The following is a 26,052-nucleotide window of genomic DNA, read 5'->3' on the forward strand; positions in this document are numbered from 1 at the left end:
ACGGTCTGTACTGCTGTGAACAGTCAGAATCGGGCATTTAGTCCCACCACCCCTTCAAGTCTAACCATACAAGCGGGTTTACCCGCGAAAGGGCCAGTACAGCAATAATGATATGTCAGGCTTTCAGCGCTTGAGCCAACTCAGCCAACCAAGGCTCGGCATCCGTCTCCGGGGTCACTGTCTCACTGGCATCCAGCCGCAACATCGGCTGCACTTCGCACACGCCCAGTTCGGCAAACAGCTCGCGCATTTGCTCGCCACCGCCACAATAGGTATCGCCATAGCTGGAGTCGCCCAGCGCAATCACCCCCCCCGGCAGACCACGCCAGGCCGCAGGCAAGGTATCGCGAAGGGTGCTGTACAGTGGCATGAGGTTGTCCGGCAGTTCGCCCATGCCAGTCGTCGAGGTCACGGCCAGCAAGGCGTCGGGGGCAAAGCCTTGAAGATCCTGCAAGGTGGCGCGTGCCGCATGCCAGGCCTCCAGGCCCGCAGCCTTGAGCAGTGCTTCAGCGTGACGGGCGACTTCTTCGGCGGTGCCATAGACCGATCCGGAAATAATGGCGACTTTCATCGGGTAGAGGATTCCGAAACTGAGTGAAAACGTAGGATACTAGCATCCAGCGCTGGCAAAAGGCCGCCTCTACCAAAGTCGCCATCTTCAGCCCTACCATTCCCAATGGCCCGAACATGATCAATGCGCAATTGCTGCAATCGATGGTCGATGCGTCCAATGACGGGATCGTGGTTGCCGAACAGGAAGGCGACGACACCATCCTGATCTATGTGAACGCCGCCTTCGAACGCCTGACCGGTTACAGCCGCGATGAAATCCTCTACCAGGATTGCCGCTTCCTGCAGGCCGACGACCGCGACCAGCTTGGCCGTGCACGCATCCGCAGGGCCTTGGCCGAGGGCCGCCCCTGCCGCGAAGTGCTTCGCAATTATCGCAAGGATGGCAGCGCCTTCTGGAACGAGCTGTCGATTACCCCGGTAAGGCACGACGCTGAACAGCGCACCTACTTCATCGGTATCCAGAAAGACGTCAGCCGCCAGGTCGAACTGGAACGGCAACTGGCGGAACTGCGCGCTCGTCCGAAACCCGACGAACGCGCTTGAACCAAGTACGCCATGCACGGTCAATCCCGATGAAGAAATCGCCACCACCGAGTTCGATCATGCAAGCAGACGTGCTCCTGACCCAGGACGAGCTGGACTTCATACAGAACATGCAGCATTCGCCCCAATTGAACGTGGCCGACTCCATGTCGAGCCTGCTGGTCAATGGCGACCGCCGCATCCAGAGCCTGCTCACCCGGCTGGTGGCCAACGAGCAGGTTACCTTGCAGGCCCAGTTCAACAACCAACAGATCAGCTTCCCGCTGCAATTGGTGGAGGACGAGTTCCACGCCCTGCACCTGCAACTGGGTTTACCAGAAATCTACGAAGACGGCCCCATGCTGCGTCCTTGGCGCCTGTCGATGGACCAGCCGAGCGCACTGCTCGATGCCCATGACGAGATCAGCGGCCTGTGGGTACGTGATATTTCCTTCAAAGGTGTGCTGCTGGAGGTCCGTGATCTGCCCGTGCCACCCACCCGCTTCGAACTGCGCTTCGCCCCAGGCGGCATCAGCCCGATCGAATTGCATGGCGTACTGGGTCGGCGCATCGGCCCGGACCTGGCGGCCTATGACCTCAGCCAAAGCCCGGCCGAAGAAATCGAGCGTCTGCGCGACTACATCCTCCAGGCCCATCGTCGTGCCCACCCTGACCTGCATACTCAGGTATCGAGCTGACCTGCCAGAAACTGCCGCAACCGCTGGCGCATGACACTCCCCTGCGCTCCCAGGCAGGCGATAGAGCTGCCAGCCAGGTTGTCCTGTGCCGCTTCCGCCGCTTCACCAGCCAGTAACAGCGGGCATTCCAGTACCGCCGCCAGGCGAACCAGGTGCCGGGTGAGTTCTGCTGTAGGCGGCTGATGGGAAAACAGCACCAAGGCGTCCGGCTTCAGGCGCTCGCAAACCAGCGCCAGCTCCTGCAATGGCTGCCCGTTCACCAACGGGGTCACACGGGTTTCGTCGCTGCCCAGGATCAGGCTGGTGACCAGCAGCTCAAGCTCATGGCACTGCCCCGGCAACGGCGCCAACAGCACGGTACGGCTACGCGGCACATGGGCTAGCTGCAAACGAGCGAACACCCGACCGCGCAGGAACTGGTCAAAAAACAGCCATTCGCTGGCCTGCCCATAGCCGCCCTGGCGGACTGCCATGTCGTGCCATACCGGCATGAACACTTCGCTGAATACCTGGTCCAGGGGGCTGGCGGCAAACACCTCCTGGTAAAGGAGATCCAGACCTGCCACGTCGAAACGCTGCACCGCCAGACGAATCTGGTGCTGCCAGCGCAGCCAAGCATCCGTCGCGCCACCCGCCTGGCCGGCAAGGGCATGACCACGCGCGAGAATACTGCCCACCTTGCTGACCGCCACACCGCGCTCCAGCCACCCGAGGATACGGCGGATTTCATCGATATCGGCCTGGGAATACAGGCGGTGGCCACTGTCGGTACGGATTGGCTGAATCAGGCCATAACGGCGCTCCCAGGCGCGCAGGGTCACGGCGTTGACACCGGTCAGACGGGAAACTTCACGAATTGGAAACAGCTCCTGCTGTTCGAAGCTCGCATCGATCACCGGATTACGTCCCTGTTCGTTCATCTGCAAGGGGTACCCTGAGTGCGGAAGTTGAACACATATTCTACTACGACGGCATCGGGCACAGGGTGCAACCGTTTGCCGGCTGAAATTTGCTGCAGATCGCACATGCGCGATAATCCGCGCCCGATTCTTGCATGCACGCCTGCGTTGCCCACCACCCCGGGCCACGCAGCCAAAGGGGCCAGCTACCCGCCAGCCCCGTTGCCAGGAGATACACGATGTCTACCCCACCCGTCACCCTGATGGTGTCGCGCCGCGCCGCCCATGGCCGCTACCAGGACCTGCTGGCCTGGCTGCATGAAGGCGAGCAACTGGCCACCGACTTCCCCGGCTACCTCGGCTCGGGCATCCTCGCCCCGCCCCGCGATGGCGACGAATTCCAGATCATCTTCCGCTTCAGCGACGAGCCCACCCTGCATGCCTGGGAACATTCGGCCTCGCGCCGGGCTTGGTTGCAACGCGGCAACGGCCTGTTCGAACGCCCCAAAGAGGCGCGCGTAAGCGGCATAGACGACTGGTTTGGCACCAACATGGTGCAAAAACCACCCCGTTGGAAGCAGGCCGTCGCCATCTGGCTGGCATTCTTCCCGGTCTCGCTGCTGTTCAACTTGCTGTTCGGCCACTGGTTGGCAGCATTGGACCTGGTGCCCCGAGTACTGCTCAGCACTTTGGCACTGACCCCGGTGATGGTGTACCTGTTCATCCCCCTGTCCACCCGCCTGCTGGCCGGCTGGCTGCATGCCACCCCAGCCACCGCTGGCGCCCTGCGCAGCCGCTGAGGGCAGGCCATACAACAGGGAAACAGTTCGGGTATGCTGGGTGGCAACCAAAGGACAGACAAGTTGACCGCCTGAACATGAACAGCCCCATTCTCGTTACCGGAGCCAGCCAGCGCGTCGGGCTGGCCCTGGCCCTTGAACTGGCACAGGCCGGCCATACGGTGGTCAGTGCCAGCCGCAGCGTCCAACCCCACACGGCCCACCCCAATATCGTGCAGTTCCAGGCCGACCTGTGCCTGGCGGCCGATCGCCAGGCGCTGATCGAGCACCTGCAAACCCATTACGACGGCCTGCGCGCCATCATCCACAACGCCTCGCTGTGGCTTGATGACGGGCTCGACAACCTCGAAACCATGTTCCGCCTGCATGTCGAAGCACCCTACCACCTCAACCTGGCCCTGGGTGACCTGCTGGCCAAGGTGGACAAGGCCGACATCATCCACATCTGCGATGAGACGTCCTCGCGCGGCAGCAAGAGCCACATCGGCTATGCCGCCACCAAGGCCGCGTTGCAGAACATGGTGCTGTCGTTCGCCGAAAAATATGCGCCCAAGGTGCATGTGAACGGTATCCTGCCCGGGCTGCTGATCCTCAAGGAAGGGGGTGACGACGCCTACCGCCAGCAAACCCTGAAAAAGGCCCTGCTGGAGTTCGAACCCGGCGCCGGCCCGCTGATCGAGACAGTCAAGTACCTGCTCGCCAGCCAGTACAGCACCGGCAGCCAGGTGGTCATCAACGGTGGCCGCCACCTGAAGAACCGCATGACTTGAGAGATGCCCATGACCCCACAACAACAGCTCGAACTCGAAGCCGCCGCGTTCCGGCGCCTGGTCGAACACCTGCAAAAGCGCACCGATGTGCAGAACATCGACCTGATGAACCTGTCCGGTTTCTGCCGCAACTGCCTGTCCAAGTGGTACAAGGCCGCGGCAGACGAGCGCCAGCTCGACCTGAGCCTGGATGACGCCCGCGAAGCGGTGTATGGCATGCCCTATGCCGAGTGGAAAGCCCAACACCAGAAAGAAGCCAGCGCCGAACAACAAGCGGCGTTCGAAAAAGGAAAACCTCGTGACTGATCTGAACACCCTGCGCGCCAGCCTGGCCAGCGGCCAGCATGCATTTGCCGATACCCTGGCGTTCATTGCCGACAATTACAGCTACCAGCCTCAGGCCTTCAACAATGGTGGCGTGGAAAATGCGGCCGGGCAGAACGAAGGGTCGTGCAAGACCTTGGGCCTGGCTTTGCTGGAAGGGCTGAGCGACCAGGAAGCGCTGCTGGCCTTTGGCGAACACTACCGTGATGTGGTGGCCACGCCTGAAGGCAGCGACCATGGCAATATCCGGGCGTTGATCAAGCATGGGCTGGCTGGGGTGAAGTTTGCCGGGCAGCCGCTTTCGCGCAAGGTTTGAGATAGCCGGGGCCGCTTTGCGGCCCTTTCGCGGCGCAAGGCCGCTCCTACAGGGGACCGTGAAACCTGCCCGGAACCTCTGCTGCCAAGCGGCCCTGCTGCAACCACTGCAAGGCCAACGGCCACAGGCTTTCGCGAAAGCGGTCATGGAAGAACGCGAAATGGCCGATCTCCTCGACCGAGATATCCACAGGCGCGATACGCAGGTGCCTACGCTCGGCACCCTGTAGATAACCCAGTAAACGCTCGGTTGCCGCCACAGTGCCAAAGGGGTCATCGGTCAGGCTGATGGCCAGCGTTGCAGCCCTCACCTGGGCGAATGGTAACGCCCCCAGGCCACGGCCGCTGGGCCTGTGTTCGTAACGTGGGGTTCGCGTGGTCCAGTCATGCACCACGCCGGACGGCGTGTCCTCCAGCCACCCCAGGCGCTTGCCGGGGAAGTAGCCGAACACCCGGGTCAGCAGCGGCATGACCACATGCCACTTGCCGAACAGTTGCCAGCGCTGTTCGGCCGCATAGTCGCGCCAGTAGGCGAACTGCGCGCCTACCATCACCACGCGACGTACCTGGCCGGCGGACGGTGCCAACCCCACTGCGCAGCCGCCGAAACTGTGCCCCACCACGTCTATTGGCTGGCCGGGGAAATGCTCGGCCGCATGCGCCAGCATCGCTTCGAAATCCAGCCGACCCCAGTCGCTCCACGATGCCTGGAAGCCGCGCAACGAAGCCGGGCGGGATTCGCCGATGCCACGGTAGTCGTAGGTCAGCACATCGCAACCCTGGGCAAACAGGTAGTCGGCAAAGCGGGAGTAATAGCGGCAGCGTACCGACGTGGCAGCGTTGATGATCACCAGCGGGCGCTGGGGGTCTGGCTGGGCGTGGCGCCAGCAGAAACCGCCGAGGCTGTAGCCGTCGGCTGCGGGGTGGCGAAAGGCAGTGGCGGGTTGGGTGAGGCTGCTCATGGCGCGTTCCCTGTTGTTGTGCGCCAAACCTAGCAAATATTTTATAGCCTGTACCGGCCTCTTCGCGGGCTTGCCCGCGAAAGGGTCGGTTCAGGCTAACGCCGATTACAGCTCGACGCAGTCGAACTTCACATCGGTAGCCACGTCTTCGTCGTAGTTGACGTCAGCGCGCTCGAAGCCGAACAGGTTGAGGAACTGCTTCTTGTAACCGGCGTAGTCGGTCAGTTCGAACAGGTTCTCGGTGGTCACTTGCGGCCACAGGGCCTTGCAGGCATCCTGCACATCGTTGCGCAGTTCCCAGTCGTCCAGGCGCAGGCGGCCCTTCTCGTCGACTTCGGCCGGTGCTCCGTCGGCGCGATACAGACGGTCGCGGTACATGCGGTCCAGCTGGTCCTGTGTGCCTTCGTGAACGCCTTTCTCCTGCATGATCTTGAAGACCATCGACAGGTACAGCGGCATCACCGGAATGGCCGAACTGGCCTGGGTGACCACCGATTTCAGCACGGCCACGTTGGCGCCGCCTTTCACTTCACCGGCCAGCTTCTGGTTCAGGCGTACGGCAGTTTCGTCCAGGTCCTGCTTGGCCTGGCCCAGTGCGCCGTGCCAGTAGATCGGCCAGGTGATATCGCTGCCAATGTAGCTGAAGGCTACGGTACGGGCGCCTTCGGCCAGTACGTCGGCGCCGGCCAGGGCATCGATCCACAGCTGCCAGTCCTGGCCACCCATGACGGTGACGGTATCGGCGATTTCCTGCTCGGTGGCCGGCTCGATGCTGGCCTCGATGATGGTGTCTTTGTTGGTGTCGATGGCGGTCGACTTGTACGGCTGGCCGATCGGCTTCAGTGCCGAGCGAATGACTTCACCAGTCTGCGGCAGCTTGCGCACAGGCGATGCCAGCGAGTAGATGACCAGGTCGACCTTGCCACCCATTTCGTTCTTGATCAGCTCGATCACTTGGGCACGGGCTTCGTCAGAGAAGGCGTCGCCGTTGATCGACTTGCTGTACAGGCCCTCGGCCTTGGCAAACTTGTCGAAGGCAGCGGAGTTGTACCAGCCCGCGGTGCCGGCCTTGGTCTCGGTGCCTGGCTTTTCGAAGAACACGCCCAGGGTGTCGGCCTTGAAGCCGAATGCCGCGGTGATGCGGGCTGCCAGGCCGTAGCCGCTGGAAGCGCCGATGACCAGGACCTTCTTCGGGCCATCCTCGCGCACGCCCAGCTTGCGGGTGGCTTCGATCTGGTCACGGACGTTGAGCTCGCAGCCCTTCGGGTGAGTCGTGGTGCAGATGAAACCGCGAACCTTAGGATGAATGATGGCCAATGTCTGTACCTCGTCAGGTTTATGCCGGGGAAGCGCCGCCACGGGCGATTCCGATTGATCAGAGGGTGAGACTACCCCCGCAGGTTATCCGACACATATTACGGGGTGATCATGGGGATGCAAAACCGGGGATAACCTGTTCTGGCCTCTTCGCGGGCAAGCCCGCTCCCACAGGTACTGTGCAGCCCTCAAGATTTGCACACGCTCTGTGGGAGCGGGTTTACCCGCGAAGAGGCCGGTACAGACCGCATCAATCCAAAGCCAAAGCACCTTTCAACCAGTCCAGAAACTGCCTGGCCAGCGGATCATCCTGGCTATCCCGATGCACCAGGCAAGCCCACGCTGGCCCCCGCACCCGCTGCGCCGACAACGCCTGCAATCGCCCCTCCTCCACTGCCCGCCGCGCCAACAACTGGCTGACCAGCGCCACCCCCAGCCCCTCGCTCGCCGCATCCAGCAACAGCCCGGGGTCGGAAAAATTCAGCCCCTTGCCCTGCTGCCCGACATTTTCGCCACCTTCCAGCTGCCAATGGCTCCAGTCCATTTCCCGTTCGCCGTGCAAGGTCGTGCGCGCAGCCGAAGACGCCAGTGCAGGGTGGCAGGCCGGGTACAGCTGGTCCTGATGCAGCACGCTGAAGCTGCACTCGGCCTGGGCGCTGAGGTCATCGCGGACGGCCAGGTCGATGGTTTCGGTGGCCATGTCCGGCACCTCGAAGCTGGTGAACAACCACAAGTCCACCTCCGGGCAACGCTGGTGAAAGTCCGCCAGCCGCGGCAACAGCCAGTGCCTGGCGAACGCCGGGCTGGTGTTGACCACCAGCTGGTTGGGCTTGCGGTACTGGTCAAGCCGGCGAATGCCCACGGCCAGGTGCTGCAACAGCGATTGCGTGGTGCTGAGCAGGTCATGCCCGGCGTCGGTCAGGCTCACGCTACGCCCGCTTCGGTGGAACAGCGGCTGCTCCAGGTAGGTTTCCAGGCTGCGGATCTGCTGGCTGATGGCCGACTGCGTCAGGTTCAGCGCCTCGGCAGCCTTGTGGAAGCTGCCCAGCCGCGCCGCAGCCTCGAAACCGCGCAGGGCATTAAGGGGTGGCCAGTGTTTAAGCATGATTGATAAGCCCTGCTGATCAGATGTGCGCTAAATCTATCGTTTGTCGCCGGCCAAGCCTAGCCATAGCATGGATACCAACACCCGCGACGGCGGGCTTCGTAGATAAAAATCCTTAATAGATCGGAGTTCACTATGCACCTGTCCCTCGACAGCGGCTGGCGCATGCCCGCCGAATGGGCACGCCACGCGGCAACCTGGATGGTCTGGCCACACAATCAGGCCCTGTGGGAAAGCGGCTGGAACGTGCGCCTGGCCGATGTACAGCAGGACTACGCCCGTGTCGCGGCGGCCATCGCCCGTTTCGAGCCGGTGAAAATGGTGGTCGACCCGTCTGCCATGGCCAGCGCCCGCGCCCTCTGCGGTGCCAACATCGAACTGATCGAACTGGCCGTGGACGACAGCTGGTGCCGTGACAGCGGCCCGAGCTTCGTCTGCCACCCGCAGCATGGACTGGCCGGCCTGAGCTGGCGCTTCAATGCCTGGGGTGGCAAGTCGCAGCACAGCCTGGACCGCAGCCTGGGCCGGCGCATCCTCGACCACCTGGGCCTGGACGGTTTCAGCACTGCGCTGTGCAACGAGGGCGGTGCGATTCATGTCGATGGCGAAGGTACGCTGATCACCACCGAGTCGGTGCTGCTCAACCCCAACCGCAACCCTGGCGTGAGCAAGGCCGAGTTCGAGGCCTGCTTTGCCCGCCACCTGGGCATCCGCAAGACCATCTGGCTGCCGGGTGACCCGCAGTACGTCACTGGCGACATGACCGACGGCCATGTGGATGGCGTGTGTGCCTTCGCCCGTCCTGGCGCGCTGCTGGTCGATGCCACCCATGATACGCACTCGGTGTACGCCGAAGTCGTGCGAGAGAACCGTCGCGCCCTGGAACTGGCTACCGACGCCCAGGGCCGCCACTTCGAACTGCTCGACCTGTACGAGGCCAGCGCTGCGGTCGACCAGGACGCCGAAGTGTTCTGCGCCTCCTACACCAACTTCTACATCGCCAACGGCGCGATCATCATGCCGGCCTATGGCATCGCTGCCGACCAGGAAGCGGCTAAGCAACTGGCCCACGCCTTCCCGGGTCGGGAGATCGTGCCGGTGCGCATCGACCACATTGCCCACGGTGGTGGCGGCATTCACTGCATCACCCAGCAACAGCCGGAGGTGCAGCCATGAGCCTGCTGCGCGTGGCCACCACGCAAATGCCGTGCAGCTGGAACCTGCCCGATAACCTCGACCGTGCCGAACGACTGGTGCGCCAGGCTGCAGCCAAAGGCGCCCAGGTGATCCTGCTGCAAGAACTGTTCGCCACACCGTACTTCTGCATCGAGCAGGACCACCAGCACCAGGCCCTCGCCCAGCCCTACCCCGACAGCCCGATCCTGCAACGCTTCGCCGCGCTGGCCGGCGAGCTGGGCGTCGTGCTGCCGCTGAGCTGGTACGAGCGCGCCGGCAATGCCTTCTTCAACTCGCTGACCGTGGCGGATGCCGATGGCCGCCTGCTGGGCGTGTACCGCAAGACTCACATCCCCAACGCCATCGGCTACCAGGAGAAGGAGTACTTCAGCCCCGGCGACACAGGTTTCAAGGTCTGGGATACCGCCTTTGGCCGCCTGGGTATCGGCATCTGCTGGGACCAATGGTTTCCCGAAACGGCCCGCTGCCTGGCACTGATGGGCGCCGAAGTGCTCCTGTTCCCTACCGCTATCGGCTCTGAGCCCGGTTGCGCCGAACTGGACTCGCGCGACCATTGGCAAGTGGTCATGCGCGGCCACGCGGCCGCCAACCTGCTGCCGGTGGTGGCGGCCAATCGCGTTGGCGAGGAAGTCGCCGCCAGCGATGCGTCGTTGACCATGCACTTCTACGGTTCGTCGTTCATCTGTGACCACAAGGGCGCCATGCTCGCCGAAGCCGACCGTACCAGCAGCGGCATCTGGCTGCACGACCTGGACCTGACAGGCATGCGCGAAGACCGCCTGAGCTGGGGCATCTACCGCGATCGTCGCCCGGAAATGTACGCCGCCCTGCTGACCCTGGACGGCAAGCATCCACATACGCTGAGGGCCTGAGCATGAAACGCCACGTTCTAGCCGCAATGGCGCTGGCCCTCTGCGCCAGCCACGCCCAGGCCGAGCAGCCCGCGCTGCGCCTGTACAACTGGGCCGACTATTTTGCCGAGGACACCCTCAAGCAGTTCACCGCCGAAACCGGCATCCAGGTGATCTACGACGTCATGGACGGCAGTGAAGTGCTCGAAGCCAAGCTGATGTCAGGGCGCAGTGGCTACGACCTGGTGTTCCCCGGTGACACCGTTGCCGAGCGGCTGATGCGCGCCGGCAGCCTGCAGCCGCTGGACCATAGCCGCCTTGAGGCGTTGGACGACATCGAGCCCGGCCTGCGCCAGCTGCATGCGCGTTACCCCAAGGCCAGCCAGGCCACCGTGCCCTACACCTGGGGCACCATCGGCCTGACGGTGAATGCCGAAAAAGTCCGCCAGCGCATGCCCGATGCGCCGCTGGACAACCTCGACCTGCTGTTCAAGCCAGAGCTGGCCGCCAAGTTCGCCGACTGTGGCATCTCGGTGATCGACTCGCCTGACGAAGTGCTGGCCGTGGTCCTCAACTACCTGGGCCGTGAGCCACGCAGCGCCAAGCGTGAAGACCTGGCCGCCGCCAGCGAATTGCTCAAGTCCATACGCCCATATGTGCGCAAGTTCCAGTCGCAGCCGGTGACCGAACTGGTCAACGAGAACCTGTGCGTATCGCTGGGCTACAGCGGCGACGTGATCCAGGCCCAACGTACCGCCGATGCCGCAGGCAAGCACCTCGACTTCCAGTACCGCGTCCCCCGCCAAGGCACTACGGTGTGGATGGACACCATGGCCATCCCTGCCGATGCCAAACACCCGGAATACGCCTATCGTTTCATCAACTTCGTCATGCGCCCGGCAAACATGGCCGCCATCAGCAACTTCACCGGTTATCCCACCGCCAGCGCCAAGGCGCGCCAGGCGGTGGACCCGCGCATGCGTGACAACCCCGATATCTATCTCGACGAAGCCACCTATGCCCGGCTGATCCCGGGCCGCGATATTCCACAGGCCGACATGCGCGCACGCATGCGCGTGTGGACGCGCTTCAAGACTGCACAGGACTGACCCATGCCAAGCCGTAGAAACTTCCTGCAACTGTCACTGGCCGCCGGCCTCGGTGCTGGCCTTGGCCTGCCACTGAGCCTGGCCCGCGCCGAAGAGCCAGGGCGCTGGTTCATGCCCGACGAGGGCGAGCCGCAGCAACGCGCCTTCATCGCCTTCGGCGCCCAGGATGCCATCTGGGAAGACTTCACTGCCGATGTGCAAACCGCCCTGGGCCGCATCGCCCAAGCCATCGCGCGTTATCAGCCAGTCACCGTGTTCTGCCGGGCCAGCGAACGCAAGCTGGCCGAGCAGCACTGTGGCAGCTCGCGCACAAGCTTTGTCGAGTGCGACCTGGACGACATCTGGATGCGCGACATCGGCGCCAACTTTGTGCTCGATGACGACGGCGCGCTGGGCGCGGTCGACTTCAACTTCAACGGCTGGGGCAACAAGCAGCGCCACCGCAACGATGCGCAGCTGGCCAAGCGTGTCGCCACCCTGGCCGGCGGCCATTACCAGCGCAGCGAGCTGGTAGGTGAAGGTGGCGCCATTGAAGTGGATGGCCATGGCACTGGCATCATGACCGAAAGCAGTTGGGTGAATGCCAACCGCAACCCGGACTGGAGCAAAGCCGACGTCGAGGCCGAGCTCAAGGCGCGCCTGGGGTTGAGCAAGGTGATCTGGCTGCCGGGTATTGCCGGCAAGGACATTACCGACGGGCATGTGGACTTCTATGCCCGCTTCGTGCGGCCAGGGGTGGTGATTGCCAACTTGGACAATGACCCGGATTCATATGACTACGCCGTAACGCGCAAGCACCTGGAGATCCTCAAGCGGGCCACCGATGCCGAGGGGCGCAGATTGCAGATACATGCGGTGTCACCACCAATGCGCGGGCGGCGTAACAGGTTCAGCAAAGGCAATGACGACTTTGCGGCGGGGTATATCAATTACTTCGTGATCAATGACGCGATCATTGCGCCGCAGTTTGGCGATGCGCAGGCAGATGAGAAGGCACGGGCGTTGCTGGCAGCTTTGTACCCTGAGCGCGATGTTGTGCAGCTGGACATTGATGCCATTGCGGCCGGGGGTGGGGGGATTCACTGTGTGACCCATCAGTGTCCGGCTGTCTGATTGATGTCGCCTGTACCGGCCTCTTCGCGGGCAAGCCCGCTCCCACAGGTACTCCACAGACCTTGATCCTGTGGTTCTCCTGTGGGAGCGGGCTTGCCCGCGAAGAGGCCGGTACAGGCTCCCTCAATCTCGGCGCCGACGCCGCCCGGTGATCATCGAAAGTGGCAAATTCTCTCGCAGGCGCACGCTCTCGTAAACGGCCGCCAGCACATGCACGCAAACCAGCACCAGCACCGCATCGGCCAACCAGCTGTGCAAGTCGGTAGGCCAGTCCTCGCCCCACAAGGCATCCACCTCCTGCGATGCCCACCCAGTCAGGACCAGGCCGACAATGCCGGTCAGCATCAGCATCATCACCAGGGCGCCAATCGGCGAATGCCCCAGGCGATGACAAGGCTCCCCCCGCAGCAGCTTGCGGGCATGCCCTGCCAGGCGCGCCGGGGTTGGCCAGAAATCGGCCCAGCGCGCACTGCGTGGCCCGACAAAGCCCCACACCAGGCGCAGCATCACGCAGGCCAATGCGTAGTAACCGAGCCACTGGTGCCAGTCGTCACCTTCTTCGTTGAAAAAATAATCCGCGAAGAACACGCCGGCGATGGAGAGATGGCACAGCCGCAGGAGCGGGTCCCACAGCTGCACCGTACCGTTGCTGTTCAATCGTGGTACTCGGACTTGACCGCCTTGCCGGTCACCGGATCATGGTAGATCTCGACCTTGCGGCCATCCTTGTCGAAACCGTAGATCTCATAGCAGTTGCCCTTGGTCACCTTGAACTTGTTGATCTTGTAGCCCTGTTCCTTGAGCTGCGCCTGGAACTTGTCCGCGTCTTGCCAAGTGCTTTTGTCAGCGCTGGTGCATTGGGTGGCGGCGAATGCTGTGCTGCTGCCGATCAGGAAAAACAGGGCTATCAGAATGCGCATTGGAATGAGCTCCATTCAGTTGAGTGAAAACAGCACGAAACTCAGCTTAGTTGGATTGTTCGGTCGGCGCCCATTGATTTGTTTTTCACATCAATCCCAAAGAAAAACAAACTTAACAAATGAGCCAAAGCCGCCGATGCTTGGGGCATTTCGCCCACCATACGGAGAACAACAACATGAACGACGTGGTCATCGTCGCCGCAACCCGTACCGCCATCGGCAGCTTCCAGGGCGCCCTGGCGACGGTACCTGCCGTCGACCTCGGTGCCGCTGTGATCAAACGCCTGCTGGAGCAGACCGGGCTAGACCCGGCGCAGGTCGACGAAGTAATCCTTGGCCAGGTGCTCACCGCAGGCGCCGGCCAGAACCCGGCACGCCAGGCCGCGATCAAGGCCGGCCTGCCCTACAGCGTACCGGCACTGACCCTGAACAAGGTCTGCGGCTCGGGCCTCAAGGCCTTGCACCTGGCCGCCCAGGCCATTCGCTGCGGCGACGCAGACGTGGTGATTGCCGGCGGCCAAGAGAACATGAGCCTTGCGCCGTATGTAATGCCTTCGGCGCGTACCGGCCAACGCATGGGCCATGGCCAGTTGATCGACAGCATGATCACCGACGGCCTGTGGGATGCCTTCAACGATTACCACATGGGTATCACCGCCGAGAACCTTGTGGACAAGTACAACCTCAGCCGTGAACAGCAGGACGCCTTTGCCGCTGAATCGCAGCGCAAGGCAGTGGCGGCTATCGAGGCCGGGCGTTTCGATGATGAAATCACGCCGATCGTGATGCCGCAGAAAAAGGGCGAGCCCAACGTGTTCGCGCGTGACGAACAGCCACGCCCGGGTACCACTGCTGACTCGCTGGCCAAACTGCGCCCGGCCTTCAAGAAGGACGGCAGCGTCACCGCCGGCAACGCCTCCAGCCTGAATGACGGCGCAGCCGCCGTGCTGCTGATGAGCGCCGCCAAGGCCAAGGCACTTGGCCTGCCGGTGCTGGCGAAGATTGCGGCCTATGCCAGTGCCGGGGTAGACCCGGCGATCATGGGGATCGGCCCGGTTTCCGCGACCCAGCGCTGCCTGAGCAAGGCGGGCTGGCAGTTGGCCGAACTGGACCTGATCGAGGCCAACGAAGCATTCGCCGCGCAAGCGCTGGCGGTGGGCAAGGCACTGGAGTGGGATGCTGCGCGGGTCAACGTGAATGGCGGAGCAATTGCGTTAGGCCACCCGATTGGTGCGTCCGGCTGCCGGGTGCTGGTGACCTTGCTGCACGAGATGATCAAGCGGGATGTCAAGAAAGGCCTGGCCACCTTGTGCATTGGCGGTGGGCAAGGGGTGGCGCTGGCGATCGAGCGTTGAGTCGGGATTGATGCAAGCAGGCCCGGCCCTATCGCTGGCTTGCCGGCGATAGGGCCAGGCCTGTCTACTTGGCCATCTCAGCCTTCAGAACCGTTCATCGGCAATGGCCGGTAAGGTCAGTTCCCGCACATAGCTCGCCGCCGACAGCTCCAGCAGCGTGCGTACCATCAGCACCACATCGTGCAGCGGTATCAGCCCCCCGTCCCCACGCGCGACAGCCTCGGCCAACGGCACATCCAGGCTGTCTTCGGTATTCAGATACCCCAGGTTCAGGCACGTCACCCCAAGGCCCTGCCCCCGATAACCTTCGCGCAACGCCTCGGCGATACCGCGCAGGGCGAATTTTGAGGCAGCAAAAGTCACTTCCGGGCGGCCACTCTGGGGCAAGCCCGAGGTGGAGCCCGTCAGAATGATCCGTGGTTTTTCGCTTTCAAGCAGCAACGGCAGCAGCCGCTTGATCAGCAGGATGGGCGCCGTGATGTTGCAGTCGACCATGCGCTGCAATTCCACATCACGGTCTTCGAGGAAGCTGTAGTGTGCTTCGAACGCTCCGGTTTCCCAGAGCCCGAGGTTGTAGATCAGCGTATCTACGCCACCATCGGCCAGTGCTTCGGCAATCGCCTCGACGGCGGCAGCAGGCTGGCCAAGATCGGCCTCAATCCACCGAGCCTCGATATCCTTGCCGGCGTTCACGTCTGCTGGCCGGGTGCGAGAGACACCCATCAATGTGTCACCCGGCTTGCCCAAACCTTCCATGAAAGCCTTGCCCAGCCCCTTGCTGGCGCCGACTACCAGAACTCGCATCGCATCACTCCCTGTCGATTTGAATCAGAGTCGGCATTCTAGGGGGTTTACAGATCAAGCGGCGACAGCGATCTGTTTCAGCGAGTCATTCAGGGCCTTGACCAGTACGGCCACTTCCTGGCACTTCTGCACAGCCAGGTCCAGTGGGCTGTGCAGCAACGCGCACGATGGCGCCACCCACAGCCGCTCACCCAGACGCTCGTGGGCATCGCGTAGCAGGTCCAGGGTCTTTTCCTGATTGCAACGCGAGGCGTCGCGGCCATCGACCAGGCCCAGCGACAGTACCTTGTAGGCCGGCAGGCGGTCGAGCATGGTGGTGTACTGCTCGGGCGCCTGCACCAGGTCGATGTGCAAGCCATCGACCGGCAGGTTCGCGGCCAGGCCAAGGTTGCCTTCAAGGCCACCCGCGTAAGTGGCGATCAACTTCTTCAAAGGTGCGCGCTGAAGAATGTTGTAAACGCGCTCGTAGGCGTTTTTCCAATCTTGCGGCAACTCAAGGGCGAGAATCGGTTCGTCGATCTGCACCCACTCAACGCCCAGGGCAGCCAGGCGGTTGAGGGTTTGGTCATACAGTGGCAGCAGGCTGTCGAGCAGCTCCAGCTTGTCGACATCACCGGCCTTGGCTTTGGCCTGCCACAGGTAGCTCAACGGGCCCAGCAACACCGGCTTGACCGCATGGCCCAGGGCTGTGGCTTGCGCTACTTCCTCGAAAAGCTGTTCCCAGTTCTGGGCAAACGGCTGGTGGTCACCGGCCAACACTTGGCCGTACCAGGCAATTTCGCCGACTGGCAGCAGTTCAATGCCGGCGTCTTTCTGCACCTGCCACAGCTCATGGTCGCGGCCGGTGTGTGGAAAGCCCAGGTTGTGTGCCAGTGCCATGTCTTGTCCCTTCAGCATGCATAAATGAATGAGGGGATTTTCCGGTTCGCGGGCCGTTGAGACAAACTCATTAAATTTGAGATGAACTCAAGAATTCTTCATGATCATGTTCATGTCTCAATCAGAGCACCATCCTGCGCATCCGGACATGACCCGGTCCCCCTTCTGCCGCACAATGCCACCCTGACCACACCAGGTGCCCGGCCACATGAGCCTGTTGAAAACTGCGCTGCGCGACCAGAATTTCGTCTGTGTGATGGAGTTCGTCCCCAAGCCTTCCGCAGAACGCTTCGCCGCCATGGAAGCGATCATGGCCCGTGCGCACCTGTGTGGCTGGCCGATGACCGTGGCCATCGGCGATCGCGTCGGCAGCCCGCTGGACATGTCGCCGCTGGACGCCCTCGCCTCGTTTGGCAACCCGGTGCCGGCCTTGCCGCACTTTTCCGGCAAGGACCGCGAACGCCACCACCTGCTTGCCCAGCTGCAACGCATGGACGCCGCCGGCCTCGACCAGCTGTTGCTGCTAACCGGCGACCGCCTGCCCGGTCACACGCCTGGCCAGCGCCCGGTGCGCTATCTGGAATCGGTCGCTGCCCTGCAGATCGCTCGCCAGGCTTGCCCGCACTGGTTGCTGGGCGCTGCACTGAACCCATTCAAATACCACGAGGAAGAAGGCGGCGCCCAGTATTTCAAGGCTGAGAAAAAACTGACTGCAGGTGCCGACTTCCTCACCCTGCAACTGGGGTTCGATGCAGACAAACATCAGGAAGCCATGCACTGGATGCGGCGCCAGGCCACGCCCAAGCCCATGCTGGCCTGCCTGATGAGCCTTACCCACGGGCGCGCGGCAATGCTCGACCATGTGGCCGGCGTTACCGTCACACCGTCCATGCGCGAGATGCTCGAAGCGGAGGCAGCGCAGTCCAAGGCCTTTGCCCAGACACGCAGCGTTGACCGCCTGGCCTTGCAGATCATCGGCGTGAAGCTGATGGGTTACGCCGGTGTGCACCTGTCAGGGGTTCACGAGCTCAAACAACTGCTCGCCCTTGAGGCCCGCATCGAGCACTGGCAAACCCAGGTCCACACGCTGGCGCAATGGGCGCCCGCCTGGCGCGCCAGTTGGCAGATGCCCGGCCTGCCGGCAGTCACCTTCCACCCACCGCAAGCCGGCTGGCGCCAAGGCGAATCACGGGTCGATGCTTCGCTCAAAGAGAAAGCGCGCTATCACCTGATGCACGGCATGCATTCATTGCTGTTCAGCCGTCGCAATAGCCTGAGCAAGGCATTTGGCTGGGCGGTGCGCCAGCCGCTGTGGGGCACACAGGTTGGCGCGCAAGTGTTGCACACGGTGGAGCGCGCAGTGAAACGGCCATTGGTGGGCTGCGACACCTGTGGCCGCTGCCGCCTCGAAGACACGTTGTACATCTGCCCGGAAACCTGCCCCAAGGGCCTGGCCAACGGCCCCTGCGGCGGTACCGCGCTGAACCGCTGCGAGTTCGGCGACCGCGAGTGCATCCACAGCGTCAAGTACCGCACTGCCAAGGCCGTGCGGCAAACCGCGGTGCTGACCGAGCGCCTGATCCCGTGCATCGAGGTCGAAAGCCGCCACCGCAGCTCGTGGCCGCAGTGGTTCGCACCGCAAACACCGCGCCGGCTCAGCCCGCAGCCAGTGCCTCGAAGCCAGCCCGAATCCTAGCTTCGGGCAGTTCATCGGCGATGAACACCATCACGCTTTCGCGGGTTTCACCGTCGGCCCACTCGGCGTCCCAGTCGAAGCCGTAGAGCTTGAGCACGCCCTGGAACACCAGCTTGCGGCCCTCGCCGGCAATGTTCAGCACGCCTTTGTAGCGCAACAGCTGCTTGCCGTGGGTTTCCAGCAGTTCGTTCATGAAGTCGCTGAGGCGGTCGATATCCAGCGCGGTTTCCGTGCGCAGCACCATCGTGGAGATACGGTCCGGGGTGGCGGGCTTGAGCATCGGGCGCAGCACCGGTTTCAGGTTCGCGCCCAGGTCGGGGTTGAGGTTGAATCCACGCACATCCAGTAACTCAGCCAGGTCGATGCGTCCGTGTTCGACCACCCGGATTGCGGCCCGACCATTGATGCGGGCCAGGCGCTCGCGCAGGGCTTCTACCGCCGCCGCGTCCACCAGGTCGGTCTTGCTCAACAGCAAGCGATCGGCAAAGCCGACCTGAGCCTGTGCGATGGTTTGGGTCAGGTGCAGTTCGGCATGAGCGGCGTCAACCAGGGTAATGATGCCGTCGAGGATGTAGCGCTCACGCAGTTCCTCGTCGATGAAAAAGGTCTGCGCCACCGGTGCCGGGTCGGCCAGGCCGGTGCATTCAATCACCAGGCGGTCGAAAGCGATTTCGCCAGCGTCCAGGCGTTCGAGCAGCAGGTACAGCGCGCGAGTCAGGTCGCCGTGGATGCTGCAGCATACGCAGCCGTTGGCCAGGGTCATCACCTGCACCGGTTCGTCGCCCAGCAGTTGGCTGTCAATGCCAGCCTCGCTGAACTCGTTTTCGATCACGGCGAGTTTCAGGCCGTGCTCGGCCTTGAGCATGTGCTTGAGCAAGGTGGTCTTGCCGGCACCAAGGAAGCCAGTGAGTACGGTTACGGGAATGGGCGTCTGCACGCAGAAAATCTCCTGTGCGGAAAAAACAGTGGCCTCATCGCCGGCAAGCCAGCTCCCCCAGGGACTGCACAAACCTTGAGGCCTGTGGAGTCCCTGGGGGAGCTGGCTTGCCGGCGATGAGGCCGGGACAGGTTAACGCTGAAGGCTCAACAGCACTTGGGCCCGGACTTGCCACCGTAACGCGCTTCCTGACGTTCGCGGAAGAATTCCTCGTACGTCATCACCGGCTTGTCCGGGTGCGTCTTCTGCATGTGCTCGACATAGTTGTCGTAGTCGGGCATGCCGACCATCAGGCGGGCTGCCTGCCCCAGGTACTTACCCAGTCGACCCAAGTCGTTGAACATAACTGCAGTCCTCTCGTTTACGCGTCAGGCAGCGCCTGGAACGGGGTTTCCTTGTCGCTGCGCTCCTTGCGGCCCAGGGCGGCGTAACCAACCTTGATGGCGAAGAACAGGATGCTGAACACCACCAGCAGGAACAGGATCGTCAGGCCCGCGTTGGTGTAGGCGTTGAAGATCACATGTTGCATCTGACCAATGTCCTTGGCCGGGGCCAATACCTGGCCGGCGTCCAGCGCAGTGCTGTATTTCTTGGCCAGGGCCAGGAAGCCAACCGCCGGGTTCGGGTCGAACAACTTGATCAGGCCAGCGGCGGTGGTGCAGATCAGCAGCCAGACAGCCGGCAGCAGGGTGACCCAGATGTAGCGCTGACGCTTCATCTTGATCAGCACTACGGTGCCCAGCATCAGGGCAATACCGGCCAGCATCTGGTTGGAGATACCAAACAGCGGCCACAGGGTATTGATGCCACCCAGCGGGTCGATCACGCCCTGATACAGCAGGTAGCCCCAGAGTGCCACGCAGCCAGCCGTGGCGAGCAGGTTGGCACCCCACGACTCGGTGCGCTTGAGCGCCGGCACGAAACTGCCCAGCAAGTCCTGCAGCATGAAGCGCCCGGCACGGGTACCGGCATCCACTGCAGTGAGGATGAACAAGGCTTCGAACAGGATTGCGAAGTGGTACCAGAAGGCCATGGTGTTCTCACCCGGCAACACCTGGTGCAGGATCTGCGCGATACCGACCGCCAGGGTCGGCGCACCGCCGGCACGGGCCAGGATGGTGTGCTCGCCGATGTCACGGGCGACGGCTTCTAGCTGCTCAGGGGTAATCAGGAAACCCCAGCTGCTGACTGTCTGCGCCACCGAGGCAACGTCTGCGCCCACCACTGCGGCGGGGCTGTTCATGGCGAAGTACACGCCCGGTTCGATCACCGAAGCGGCGACCATGGCCATGATGGCCACGAACGACTCCATCAGCATGCCGCCGTAGCCGATATAGCGGGCGTTGGTTTCGTTGTCCAGCAGCTTGGGCGTGGTCCCCGAAGAGATCAGCGCGTGGAAGCCGGACACCGCACCACAAGCGATGGTGATGAACAGGAACGGGAACAGGGTGCCCTTCCACACCGGGCCGGTGCCGTCGGTGAACTGGGTCAGCGCCGGCATTTTCAACTCGGGCGCAATGATCAGGATACCGATGGCCAGGCCAACGATGGTGCCGATCTTGAGGAAGGTGGACAGGTAGTCACGCGGCGCCAGCACCAGCCACACCGGCAGCACCGCAGCGACAAAGCCGTAGCCCACCAGCATCCAGGTGATCTGCACGCCGGTGAAGGTGAATGCCGGGCCCCACACCGGGTCGGCAGCGATCACACCGCCCAGCCAGATCGAGGCCAGCAGCAATACCACGCCAACGACCGAGATCTCGCCAATGCGGCCCGGGCGGATATAGCGCATGTAGATGCCCATGAACATCGCGATCGGGATGGTCGCCATCACCGTGAACATGCCCCATGGACTTTCGGCCAGGGCCTTGACCACGATCAGCGCCAGCACCGCGAGGATGATGATCATGATCAGGAAGCAGCCGAACAGGGCGATGGTGCCCGGAATGCGGCCCATCTCTTCGCGCACCATGTCGCCCAGCGAGCGACCGTTGCGGCGGGTGGACAGGAACAGGACCATGAAGTCCTGCACCGCACCGGCCAGCACCACGCCGGCGATCAGCCACAGTGTGCCGGGCAGGTAACCCATTTGCGCGGCGAGTACAGGGCCGACCAGGGGGCCTGCACCCGCGATGGCGGCGAAGTGGTGACCGAAAAGAATGTGTTTGTTGGTCGGGACGTAGTCCAGGCCGTCGTTGTTGAGCACCGCCGGCGTAGCCCGGCGCGGGTCGAGTTGCATCACCTTGGTGGCGATGAACAGGCTGTAGTAACGGTAGGCAACCAGGTAGATGGCCACTGCCGCGACCACGATCCACAAGGCGTTGATCGCCTCACCGCGACGCAGGGCAACCACACCCAGCGCGCAGGCCCCTATGACTGCCAGCGCCAGCCACGGAATGTGGCGTAGCAGGCTATTATTGTTGTTCATGGTTAGCTTCCAGCTGGTGGATTGGAAAGACCGCCCACCGAGTCTAGGGCGAGTCAAGGCGCATTGCCACACTTGCTTTGGTCTAGAGCCTCTGCGGCCAGATTGCGGTACCTGATGCACATACCACTCTAACTATAGTCAGGATGTCTCTTTAGGACCTACCCGAGGATCCATGCCATGAGCGATCACGACGAACGCCGCCGTTTCCAGCGTATCCAGTTCGACGCCCCGACCCGGCTGTGCCAAGGCGAACGTTGCTGGGAGGTGAAACTGCTCGACCTGTCCCTCAAAGGCCTGCTGGTCGAAATCCCGCAACCTTGGGATCCAGACCTGACCCAGGATTTCGAAGCCTACATCGTGCTCAACGATGAAGTGACCGAGGTGCAGATGCAGGTCGAACTGCGCCACGAAGAACCGGACCGTCTGGGCTTCATCTGCCTGTACATCGACATCGATTCGATGAGCCATCTGCACCGTCTTGTGGAATTGAACGTGGCCGACAGCACCGAAATGATGCGTGAGCTGCGCGAACTCATCGAATAATGAAATCTCTTAGCTAGCTAATAGCCTTCCCACCTGATGTTTCCTGTCTACCCAGACAGCTTTAAGCCTGGGTGGCAGCGCTTTGTACACACCCCTCTAGTACAGCTTCTGACAAGTTGGTACGCCTTCTGCATTGGGTTTTCGCACATCCAGCGATCACCCTTGTGCGCGCTACGATCAAAATATTGTATACAATTCTTGTGGCAATCATTTGTAGGAAGTGTCTACAGTAGCGACACAACAATAAACAGAGAGCCTGCTCCATGACTACGTCCCCTAGCACGTCTCCCACCAAGCGCCCCGAGGATGAAAACCTCGGGCTGGGTGCCAACCTGGCCTATGGTCTGCAGCATGTATTGACCATGTACGGGGGGATCGTCGCGGTACCCCTGATCCTGGGGCAGGCCGCAGGCCTGAACGGCGCCGAAATCGGCATGCTGATTGCTGCTTCGTTGTTTGCCGGTGGCCTGGCCACCCTGCTGCAAACCCTGGGTTTGCCGTTCTTCGGCTGCCAGTTGCCGCTGGTGCAGGGCGTATCGTTCGCGGGTGTGGCGACCATGGGTGCCATCCTCAGCAGTGAAGGTGGCGGAGGCCTGCCAGGCGTGCTCGGCGCGGTCATGGCGGCGTCGCTGATCGGCTTTTTGATCACCCCGGTGTTCTCGCGCATCACCAAGTTCTTCCCGCCGCTGGTGACCGGTATCGTCATCACCACCATCGGCCTGACCCTGATGCCAGTGGCCGCCCGCTGGGTGATGGGCGGCAACAGCGCTTCGCCGGAATTCGGCAGCGTGGCCAACATCGGCCTGGCCGGGCTCACCTTCGCCATCGTGCTGCTGCTGAGCAAGCTGGGCAGCGCGACCATCTCGCGCCTGTCGATCCTGCTGGCCATGGTGGTCGGCACCCTGATCGCCTGGGCGCTGGGCATGACCGACTTCAGCAAGGTCACTGAAGGCCCGATGTTCGCCTTCCCCACGCCGTTCCACTTCGGCATGCCGGAGTTCCACATCGCCGCCATCCTGTCGATGTGCATCGTGATCATGGTGACCCTGGTGGAAACCTCGGCCGACATCCTCGCCGTCGGTGAGATCATCGACACCAAGGTCGACTCCAAGCGCCTGGGCAACGGCCTGCGCGCCGACATGGCATCGAGCATCCTGGCGCCGATTTTCGGCTCGTTCACCCAGAGCGCGTTCGCCCAGAACGTTGGCCTGGTAGCCGTGACGGGTGTGAAGAGCCGCTATGTGGTAGCCACCGGTGGCGTGATCCTGGTGGTGCTCGGCCTGCTGCCGGTCATGGGCCGGGTGATTGCTGCCGTGCCTACCCCGGTACTGGGCGGCGCCGGCATCGTGCTGTTCGGCACCGTGGCAGCCAGTGGCATCCGCACCTTGTCCAAGGTCAGCTACAAGAACAACGTCAACCTGATCATCGTCGCGGCTTCGCTGGGCTTCGGCATGATCCCGATTGCCGCGCCAACCTTCTACCACCACTTCCCGAACTGGTTCGAGACCATCTTCCACTCGGGCATCAGCTCGGCGGCAATCATGGCCATCCTGCTGAACCTGATCTTCAACCACTTCACCACCGGCAACTCGGAAAACCAGTCGGTGTTCGCTGCGGCCTACGAGCGCACCATCCAGTATTCGGATATTTCCGCGCTGCGTGATGGCGACTACTTCAAGGATGGCAAGCTGTTCGATGCCGAGGGTAATGAAGTGCCGATGCTGGAGGTGGACGAGCATGGCAATGAAACGGTCAGGCGGGCGGCGGTTGCCGAGCATTGACTGCTGACTGAGCGGTGAAGTGGAGGGGCCGACGCGCATCGTCGGCCCCTTTTTCGTTCGCCCGTTCGGGCCCTTTCGCGGGTAAACCCGCTCCCACAGGGACCGCACAAGTTACAGGCCCTGTGATATTCCTGTGGGAGCGGGTTCACCCGCGAAGAGGCCGGCACTGGCTAAACACTATTCAAACAGTGCATCCAGAGCCTGCTCCAGCCGAGTCACGGCAATCACCTGCAACCCTGCCGGCGGTTCTTTCGGCGCATTGCCCTTGGGCACGATGGCACGCTTGAAACCGTGCTTGGCCGCCTCCTTCAACCGCTCCTGGCCACTGGGCACAGGCCGCACCTCGCCCGACAAGCCAATCTCGCCAAACACCAGCAGCCCATGGGCGAGTGGCCGGTTACGCAAGCTGGACATCACCGCCGCCAGCAACGCCAGGTCCGAGGCTGTCTCCAACACCTTGACCCCGCCCACCACGTTGAGGAACACGTCCTGGTCGTGGGTCGGAATCCCGCCATGGCGGTGCAGCACCGCCAGCAACATGGCCAGGCGGTTCTGGTCCAGGCCCAAGGTCACCCGGCGCGGGTTGGCCAGGTGGCTGTCATCGACCAGTGCCTGCACCTCGACCAGCATTGGCCGGGTGCCTTCCCAGGTCGCCATGACCACGCTGCCCGGTACTTCCTCCTGGGTGCGATTGAGGAAGATCGCCGAAGGGTTGGAGACTTCTTTCAGGCCACGGTCGGTCATGCCGAACACGCCCAGCTCGTTGACGGCGCCAAAGCGGTTCTTCACCGCCCGCAGCAAACGCAGGCGGCCATCGGACTCACCCTCGAAATACAACACGGTGTCGACCATGTGCTCCAGTACCCGCGGGCCAGCCAACGAGCCCTCCTTGGTCACATGACCAACCAGGAAAATGGCCGTACCGCTTTGCTTGGCGTAACGCACCAGCAGCGCCGTGCTCTCACGCACCTGGGCCACGCCACCTGGCGCTGATTGCAGTTGCTCGGTGAAGATGGTCTGGATCGAGTCGATCACCATTACGCGTGGTTTCTCGACGCGTGCCGTGGCAATGATGGTCTCGATGCAGGTTTCGGTCATCACCTTGAGTTGGTCCTGGGGCAAGCCCAGGCGCCGCGAACGCATGGCCACCTGCTGCTGCGATTCCTCACCCGTGACATACAGCGCGGGCATGCCCACGGCGATGTTGCACAAGGTCTGCAGCAGGATGGTCGACTTGCCGATGCCGGGGTCGCCACCAATCAGCACCACTGAGCCATCCACCAGGCCGCCACCCAGCACACGATCCAGCTCGGTGCTGCTGGTGGTGAAGCGCGGGATTTCCTCGACGCTGACTTCGGCCAGGGTCTTGATCTGCGCTTGCTGCCCGGTCCAGCCGGCGCGGCCACTGCTGGGCGCAGCGGCACCACCGCTTTCGATCATGGTCTCGACCAGGGTGTTCCAGGCCCCGCATTCGCCGCACTGGCCGGCCCATTTGGGGAAGGTCGCACCGCACTCGGTGCAGCCATACAAGCGCTTGGCCTTGGCCATGGCTGGGGTCTCCTGGAAAAAACCGCCATGATAGCCGAGCCGAACGTGTCTCGAACGCTTCGGGATGCGACAAAACTATTCGTTCTAACTGCAGTCAGTAGGCCTGAACACAACGCATGAAGCGTTTAAGTGGCTTACACTGCGTTAACCTTACCTTTTGTTACAAGGAACCAGACATGGGCATGATCAGTGAGTTCAAGGCCTTCGCGGTCAAAGGCAATGTCGTCGACATGGCGGTCGGTATCATCATTGGCGCAGCCTTCGGCAAGATCGTCTCGTCCTTCGTCGGAGACGTGGTCATGCCGCCACTGGGCCTGTTGATCGGGGGGGTGGACTTCAGTGACCTGGCGATTACCCTGAAGGCTGCCGAAGGTGATGTTCCGGCAGTGGTGCTGGCGTACGGCAAGTTCATCCAGACCGTGATCGACTTCGTGATCGTAGCCTTTGCCATCTTCATGGGCGTGAAGGCGATCAACCGACTCAAGCGTGAAGAGGCCGTGGCGCCGACTGTTCCACCTGTGCCGACTGCCGAAGAAACGCTGCTGACCGAGATTCGCGATTTGCTCAAGACGCAGAACCAGAATCGCCTGCCTTGAGCGTTGGGGC

28 protein-coding genes are annotated in these 26,052 nt (G+C 62.5%); 15 read left to right on the forward strand and 13 right to left on the reverse strand.

Going from position 1 to position 26,052, the window contains the following annotated elements; translation table 11 throughout:
* Positions 1 to 115: 115 nt before the first annotated feature.
* Positions 116 to 571, reverse strand: a complete 456-nt coding sequence (locus tag QQL85_RS25315) for a flavodoxin (protein ID WP_284357196.1) — start codon at positions 569 to 571, stop codon at positions 116 to 118.
* Between the two features lie 116 nt (positions 572 to 687).
* On the opposite strand from QQL85_RS25315, the gene QQL85_RS25320 reads away from it, so the two are divergent.
* A complete protein-coding gene (locus tag QQL85_RS25320; protein ID WP_284357195.1) occupies positions 688 to 1,116 on the forward strand; it encodes a PAS domain S-box protein in 429 nt (142 codons plus the stop codon).
* A 59-nt stretch (positions 1,117 to 1,175) separates the two neighbouring features.
* Positions 1,176 to 1,793 carry a hypothetical protein gene (locus QQL85_RS25325; protein WP_284357194.1) on the forward strand — a complete coding sequence of 206 codons (618 nt, stop codon included), beginning with the start codon at positions 1,176 to 1,178 and terminating at the stop codon, positions 1,791 to 1,793.
* Here the strand turns inward: QQL85_RS25325 and QQL85_RS25330 are convergent.
* The gene (locus QQL85_RS25330; protein WP_284357193.1) at positions 1,778 to 2,713 is read right to left on the reverse strand and encodes a MerR family transcriptional regulator; all 936 of its coding nucleotides are present in this window, start codon (positions 2,711 to 2,713) and stop codon (positions 1,778 to 1,780) included. The genes QQL85_RS25325 and QQL85_RS25330 overlap by 16 nt on opposite strands.
* 218 nt (positions 2,714 to 2,931) lie before the next feature.
* Between QQL85_RS25330 and QQL85_RS25335 the strand changes: the two genes are divergently transcribed.
* The 4 genes from QQL85_RS25335 (at position 2,932) to QQL85_RS25350 (ending at position 4,902) form a co-directional block, all read left to right on the forward strand.
* A complete protein-coding gene (locus QQL85_RS25335) occupies positions 2,932 to 3,492 on the forward strand; it encodes an antibiotic biosynthesis monooxygenase (RefSeq protein WP_284357192.1) in 561 nt (186 codons plus the stop codon).
* Between the two features lie 77 nt (positions 3,493 to 3,569).
* On the forward strand, positions 3,570 to 4,262 hold the full coding sequence (gene folM / locus QQL85_RS25340; protein ID WP_284357191.1) for a dihydromonapterin reductase: 693 nt from the start codon (positions 3,570 to 3,572) through the stop codon (positions 4,260 to 4,262).
* A 9-nt stretch (positions 4,263 to 4,271) separates the two neighbouring features.
* Complete coding sequence (locus QQL85_RS25345; protein ID WP_012274156.1) at positions 4,272 to 4,568, forward strand: DUF1244 domain-containing protein; 297 nt, start codon at positions 4,272 to 4,274, stop codon at positions 4,566 to 4,568.
* Complete coding sequence (locus QQL85_RS25350) at positions 4,561 to 4,902, forward strand: HopJ type III effector protein (RefSeq protein WP_284357190.1); 342 nt, start codon at positions 4,561 to 4,563, stop codon at positions 4,900 to 4,902. Before QQL85_RS25345 ends, QQL85_RS25350 begins: the two co-directional genes overlap by 8 nt.
* A 46-nt stretch (positions 4,903 to 4,948) precedes the next feature.
* On the opposite strand, the gene QQL85_RS25355 is transcribed toward QQL85_RS25350, so the two are convergent.
* The 3 genes from QQL85_RS25355 to QQL85_RS25365 form a co-directional block, all read right to left on the reverse strand.
* The gene (locus tag QQL85_RS25355) at positions 4,949 to 5,863 is read right to left on the reverse strand and encodes an alpha/beta hydrolase family protein (RefSeq protein WP_284357189.1); all 915 of its coding nucleotides are present in this window, start codon (positions 5,861 to 5,863) and stop codon (positions 4,949 to 4,951) included.
* Positions 5,864 to 5,968: 105 nt separating this feature from the next.
* Complete coding sequence (fabV, locus tag QQL85_RS25360) at positions 5,969 to 7,180, reverse strand: enoyl-ACP reductase FabV (protein ID WP_284357188.1); 1,212 nt, start codon at positions 7,178 to 7,180, stop codon at positions 5,969 to 5,971.
* A gap of 250 nt (positions 7,181 to 7,430) precedes the next feature.
* Positions 7,431 to 8,285 (reverse strand): LysR substrate-binding domain-containing protein, encoded by an 855-nt coding sequence (locus QQL85_RS25365; RefSeq protein ID WP_284357187.1) that lies wholly within the window; start codon positions 8,283 to 8,285, stop codon positions 7,431 to 7,433.
* Positions 8,286 to 8,420: 135 nt separating this feature from the next.
* Here QQL85_RS25365 and QQL85_RS25370 point away from each other — a divergent pair, with 135 nt between their 5' ends.
* From QQL85_RS25370 to QQL85_RS25385, 4 genes are read left to right on the forward strand one after another with little or no spacing between them, the layout of a single operon-like run.
* Positions 8,421 to 9,461: an agmatine deiminase family protein gene (locus QQL85_RS25370; protein WP_284357186.1), complete on the forward strand. Its 1,041-nt coding sequence runs from the start codon at positions 8,421 to 8,423 to the stop codon at positions 9,459 to 9,461.
* Positions 9,458 to 10,354: an N-carbamoylputrescine amidase gene (aguB, locus tag QQL85_RS25375; RefSeq protein WP_284357185.1), complete on the forward strand. Its 897-nt coding sequence runs from the start codon at positions 9,458 to 9,460 to the stop codon at positions 10,352 to 10,354. The genes QQL85_RS25370 and aguB overlap by 4 nt, the downstream gene beginning before the upstream one ends.
* A gap of 2 nt (positions 10,355 to 10,356) precedes the next feature.
* Positions 10,357 to 11,442, forward strand: coding sequence for an extracellular solute-binding protein (locus QQL85_RS25380; RefSeq protein ID WP_284357184.1), 1,086 nt, complete (start codon positions 10,357 to 10,359; stop codon positions 11,440 to 11,442).
* A 3-nt stretch (positions 11,443 to 11,445) separates the two neighbouring features.
* Complete coding sequence (locus QQL85_RS25385; protein ID WP_284357183.1) at positions 11,446 to 12,555, forward strand: agmatine deiminase family protein; 1,110 nt, start codon at positions 11,446 to 11,448, stop codon at positions 12,553 to 12,555.
* A 123-nt stretch (positions 12,556 to 12,678) separates the two neighbouring features.
* Here the strand turns inward: QQL85_RS25385 and QQL85_RS25390 are convergent, their stop codons facing one another.
* Positions 12,679 to 13,212, reverse strand: coding sequence for a cytochrome b/b6 domain-containing protein (locus QQL85_RS25390; protein WP_284357182.1), 534 nt, complete (start codon positions 13,210 to 13,212; stop codon positions 12,679 to 12,681).
* Positions 13,209 to 13,475, reverse strand: coding sequence for a PepSY domain-containing protein (locus tag QQL85_RS25395; RefSeq protein ID WP_284357181.1), 267 nt, complete (start codon positions 13,473 to 13,475; stop codon positions 13,209 to 13,211). Before QQL85_RS25395 ends, QQL85_RS25390 begins: the two co-directional genes overlap by 4 nt.
* A gap of 176 nt (positions 13,476 to 13,651) precedes the next feature.
* Here QQL85_RS25395 and QQL85_RS25400 point away from each other — a divergent pair, with 176 nt between their 5' ends.
* On the forward strand, positions 13,652 to 14,830 hold the full coding sequence (locus QQL85_RS25400) for an acetyl-CoA C-acetyltransferase (protein WP_284357180.1): 1,179 nt from the start codon (positions 13,652 to 13,654) through the stop codon (positions 14,828 to 14,830).
* Between the two features lie 84 nt (positions 14,831 to 14,914).
* On the opposite strand, the gene QQL85_RS25405 is transcribed toward QQL85_RS25400, so the two are convergent.
* Together QQL85_RS25405 and QQL85_RS25410 are read right to left on the reverse strand one after the other, a co-directional pair.
* Entirely contained in the window at positions 14,915 to 15,634 is a 720-nt protein-coding gene (locus QQL85_RS25405; RefSeq protein WP_284357179.1) for an SDR family NAD(P)-dependent oxidoreductase, read from the reverse strand.
* Between the two features lie 54 nt (positions 15,635 to 15,688).
* Positions 15,689 to 16,513, reverse strand: coding sequence for a 5-methyltetrahydropteroyltriglutamate--homocysteine methyltransferase (locus tag QQL85_RS25410; protein WP_284357178.1), 825 nt, complete (start codon positions 16,511 to 16,513; stop codon positions 15,689 to 15,691).
* A 208-nt stretch (positions 16,514 to 16,721) separates the two neighbouring features.
* Between QQL85_RS25410 and QQL85_RS25415 the strand changes: the two genes are divergently transcribed.
* Positions 16,722 to 18,209 carry a methylenetetrahydrofolate reductase C-terminal domain-containing protein gene (locus QQL85_RS25415; protein ID WP_284357177.1) on the forward strand — a complete coding sequence of 496 codons (1,488 nt, stop codon included), beginning with the start codon at positions 16,722 to 16,724 and terminating at the stop codon, positions 18,207 to 18,209.
* On the opposite strand, the gene yjiA is transcribed toward QQL85_RS25415, so the two are convergent.
* From yjiA to QQL85_RS25430, 3 genes are all read right to left on the reverse strand, one after another.
* Positions 18,169 to 19,146, reverse strand: a complete 978-nt coding sequence (gene yjiA / locus QQL85_RS25420; protein ID WP_284357176.1) for a GTPase — start codon at positions 19,144 to 19,146, stop codon at positions 18,169 to 18,171. The two genes, QQL85_RS25415 and yjiA, sit on opposite strands and share 41 nt — an antisense overlap.
* A 146-nt stretch (positions 19,147 to 19,292) precedes the next feature.
* The gene (locus QQL85_RS25425) at positions 19,293 to 19,490 is read right to left on the reverse strand and encodes a YbdD/YjiX family protein (protein WP_016713459.1); all 198 of its coding nucleotides are present in this window, start codon (positions 19,488 to 19,490) and stop codon (positions 19,293 to 19,295) included.
* A 17-nt stretch (positions 19,491 to 19,507) separates the two neighbouring features.
* Complete coding sequence (locus tag QQL85_RS25430; protein WP_284357175.1) at positions 19,508 to 21,574, reverse strand: carbon starvation CstA family protein; 2,067 nt, start codon at positions 21,572 to 21,574, stop codon at positions 19,508 to 19,510.
* 177 nt (positions 21,575 to 21,751) lie between these two features.
* On the opposite strand from QQL85_RS25430, the gene QQL85_RS25435 reads away from it, so the two are divergent.
* A complete protein-coding gene (locus tag QQL85_RS25435; RefSeq protein WP_284357174.1) occupies positions 21,752 to 22,117 on the forward strand; it encodes a PilZ domain-containing protein in 366 nt (121 codons plus the stop codon).
* 263 nt (positions 22,118 to 22,380) lie between these two features.
* Positions 22,381 to 23,898, forward strand: a complete 1,518-nt coding sequence (locus QQL85_RS25440; RefSeq protein WP_284357173.1) for a nucleobase:cation symporter-2 family protein — start codon at positions 22,381 to 22,383, stop codon at positions 23,896 to 23,898.
* 177 nt (positions 23,899 to 24,075) lie between these two features.
* Here QQL85_RS25440 and radA read toward each other — a convergent pair whose 3' ends face one another.
* On the reverse strand, positions 24,076 to 25,446 hold the full coding sequence (gene radA / locus QQL85_RS25445) for a DNA repair protein RadA (protein ID WP_012274175.1): 1,371 nt from the start codon (positions 25,444 to 25,446) through the stop codon (positions 24,076 to 24,078).
* Positions 25,447 to 25,622: 176 nt separating this feature from the next.
* Here radA and mscL point away from each other — a divergent pair, with 176 nt between their 5' ends.
* Positions 25,623 to 26,042, forward strand: coding sequence for a large-conductance mechanosensitive channel protein MscL (gene mscL, locus QQL85_RS25450; protein WP_284357172.1), 420 nt, complete (start codon positions 25,623 to 25,625; stop codon positions 26,040 to 26,042).
* Positions 26,043 to 26,052 lie beyond the last annotated feature (10 nt).

The sequence above is a fragment of the Pseudomonas putida genome, from assembly GCF_030159595.1.
In the GTDB taxonomy this organism is placed as follows: domain Bacteria; phylum Pseudomonadota; class Gammaproteobacteria; order Pseudomonadales; family Pseudomonadaceae; genus Aquipseudomonas; species Aquipseudomonas putida_AC.

Bases quoted from the DNA above. Each gene is read 5' to 3' on its own strand.
- QQL85_RS25405 (WP_284357179.1), bottom strand. From the start codon at position 15,634: ATGCGAGTTCTGGTAGTCGGCGCCAGCAAGGGGCTGGGCAAGGCTTTC.
- radA (WP_012274175.1), bottom strand. From the start codon at position 25,446: ATGGCCAAGGCCAAGCGCTTGTATGGCTGCACCGAGTGCGGTGCGACC.
- QQL85_RS25400 (WP_284357180.1), top strand. From the start codon at position 13,652: ATGAACGACGTGGTCATCGTCGCCGCAACCCGTACCGCCATCGGCAGC.
- QQL85_RS25380 (WP_284357184.1), top strand. From the start codon at position 10,357: ATGAAACGCCACGTTCTAGCCGCAATGGCGCTGGCCCTCTGCGCCAGC.
- QQL85_RS25325 (WP_284357194.1), top strand. From the start codon at position 1,176: ATGCAAGCAGACGTGCTCCTGACCCAGGACGAGCTGGACTTCATACAG.
- folM (WP_284357191.1), top strand. From the start codon at position 3,570: ATGAACAGCCCCATTCTCGTTACCGGAGCCAGCCAGCGCGTCGGGCTG.
- QQL85_RS25355 (WP_284357189.1), bottom strand. From the start codon at position 5,863: ATGAGCAGCCTCACCCAACCCGCCACTGCCTTTCGCCACCCCGCAGCC.
- QQL85_RS25335 (WP_284357192.1), top strand. From the start codon at position 2,932: ATGTCTACCCCACCCGTCACCCTGATGGTGTCGCGCCGCGCCGCCCAT.
- aguB (WP_284357185.1), top strand. From the start codon at position 9,458: ATGAGCCTGCTGCGCGTGGCCACCACGCAAATGCCGTGCAGCTGGAAC.
- mscL (WP_284357172.1), top strand. From the start codon at position 25,623: ATGGGCATGATCAGTGAGTTCAAGGCCTTCGCGGTCAAAGGCAATGTC.
- QQL85_RS25370 (WP_284357186.1), top strand. From the start codon at position 8,421: ATGCACCTGTCCCTCGACAGCGGCTGGCGCATGCCCGCCGAATGGGCA.
- QQL85_RS25395 (WP_284357181.1), bottom strand. From the start codon at position 13,475: ATGCGCATTCTGATAGCCCTGTTTTTCCTGATCGGCAGCAGCACAGCA.
- QQL85_RS25415 (WP_284357177.1), top strand. From the start codon at position 16,722: ATGAGCCTGTTGAAAACTGCGCTGCGCGACCAGAATTTCGTCTGTGTG.
- QQL85_RS25385 (WP_284357183.1), top strand. From the start codon at position 11,446: ATGCCAAGCCGTAGAAACTTCCTGCAACTGTCACTGGCCGCCGGCCTC.
- QQL85_RS25320 (WP_284357195.1), top strand. From the start codon at position 688: ATGATCAATGCGCAATTGCTGCAATCGATGGTCGATGCGTCCAATGAC.
- QQL85_RS25315 (WP_284357196.1), bottom strand. From the start codon at position 571: ATGAAAGTCGCCATTATTTCCGGATCGGTCTATGGCACCGCCGAAGAA.
- QQL85_RS25410 (WP_284357178.1), bottom strand. From the start codon at position 16,513: ATGGCACTGGCACACAACCTGGGCTTTCCACACACCGGCCGCGACCAT.
- QQL85_RS25430 (WP_284357175.1), bottom strand. From the start codon at position 21,574: ATGAACAACAATAATAGCCTGCTACGCCACATTCCGTGGCTGGCGCTG.
- QQL85_RS25330 (WP_284357193.1), bottom strand. From the start codon at position 2,713: ATGAACGAACAGGGACGTAATCCGGTGATCGATGCGAGCTTCGAACAG.
- QQL85_RS25365 (WP_284357187.1), bottom strand. From the start codon at position 8,285: ATGCTTAAACACTGGCCACCCCTTAATGCCCTGCGCGGTTTCGAGGCT.
- QQL85_RS25345 (WP_012274156.1), top strand. From the start codon at position 4,272: ATGACCCCACAACAACAGCTCGAACTCGAAGCCGCCGCGTTCCGGCGC.
- QQL85_RS25440 (WP_284357173.1), top strand. From the start codon at position 22,381: ATGACTACGTCCCCTAGCACGTCTCCCACCAAGCGCCCCGAGGATGAA.
- QQL85_RS25425 (WP_016713459.1), bottom strand. From the start codon at position 19,490: ATGTTCAACGACTTGGGTCGACTGGGTAAGTACCTGGGGCAGGCAGCC.
- QQL85_RS25435 (WP_284357174.1), top strand. From the start codon at position 21,752: ATGAGCGATCACGACGAACGCCGCCGTTTCCAGCGTATCCAGTTCGAC.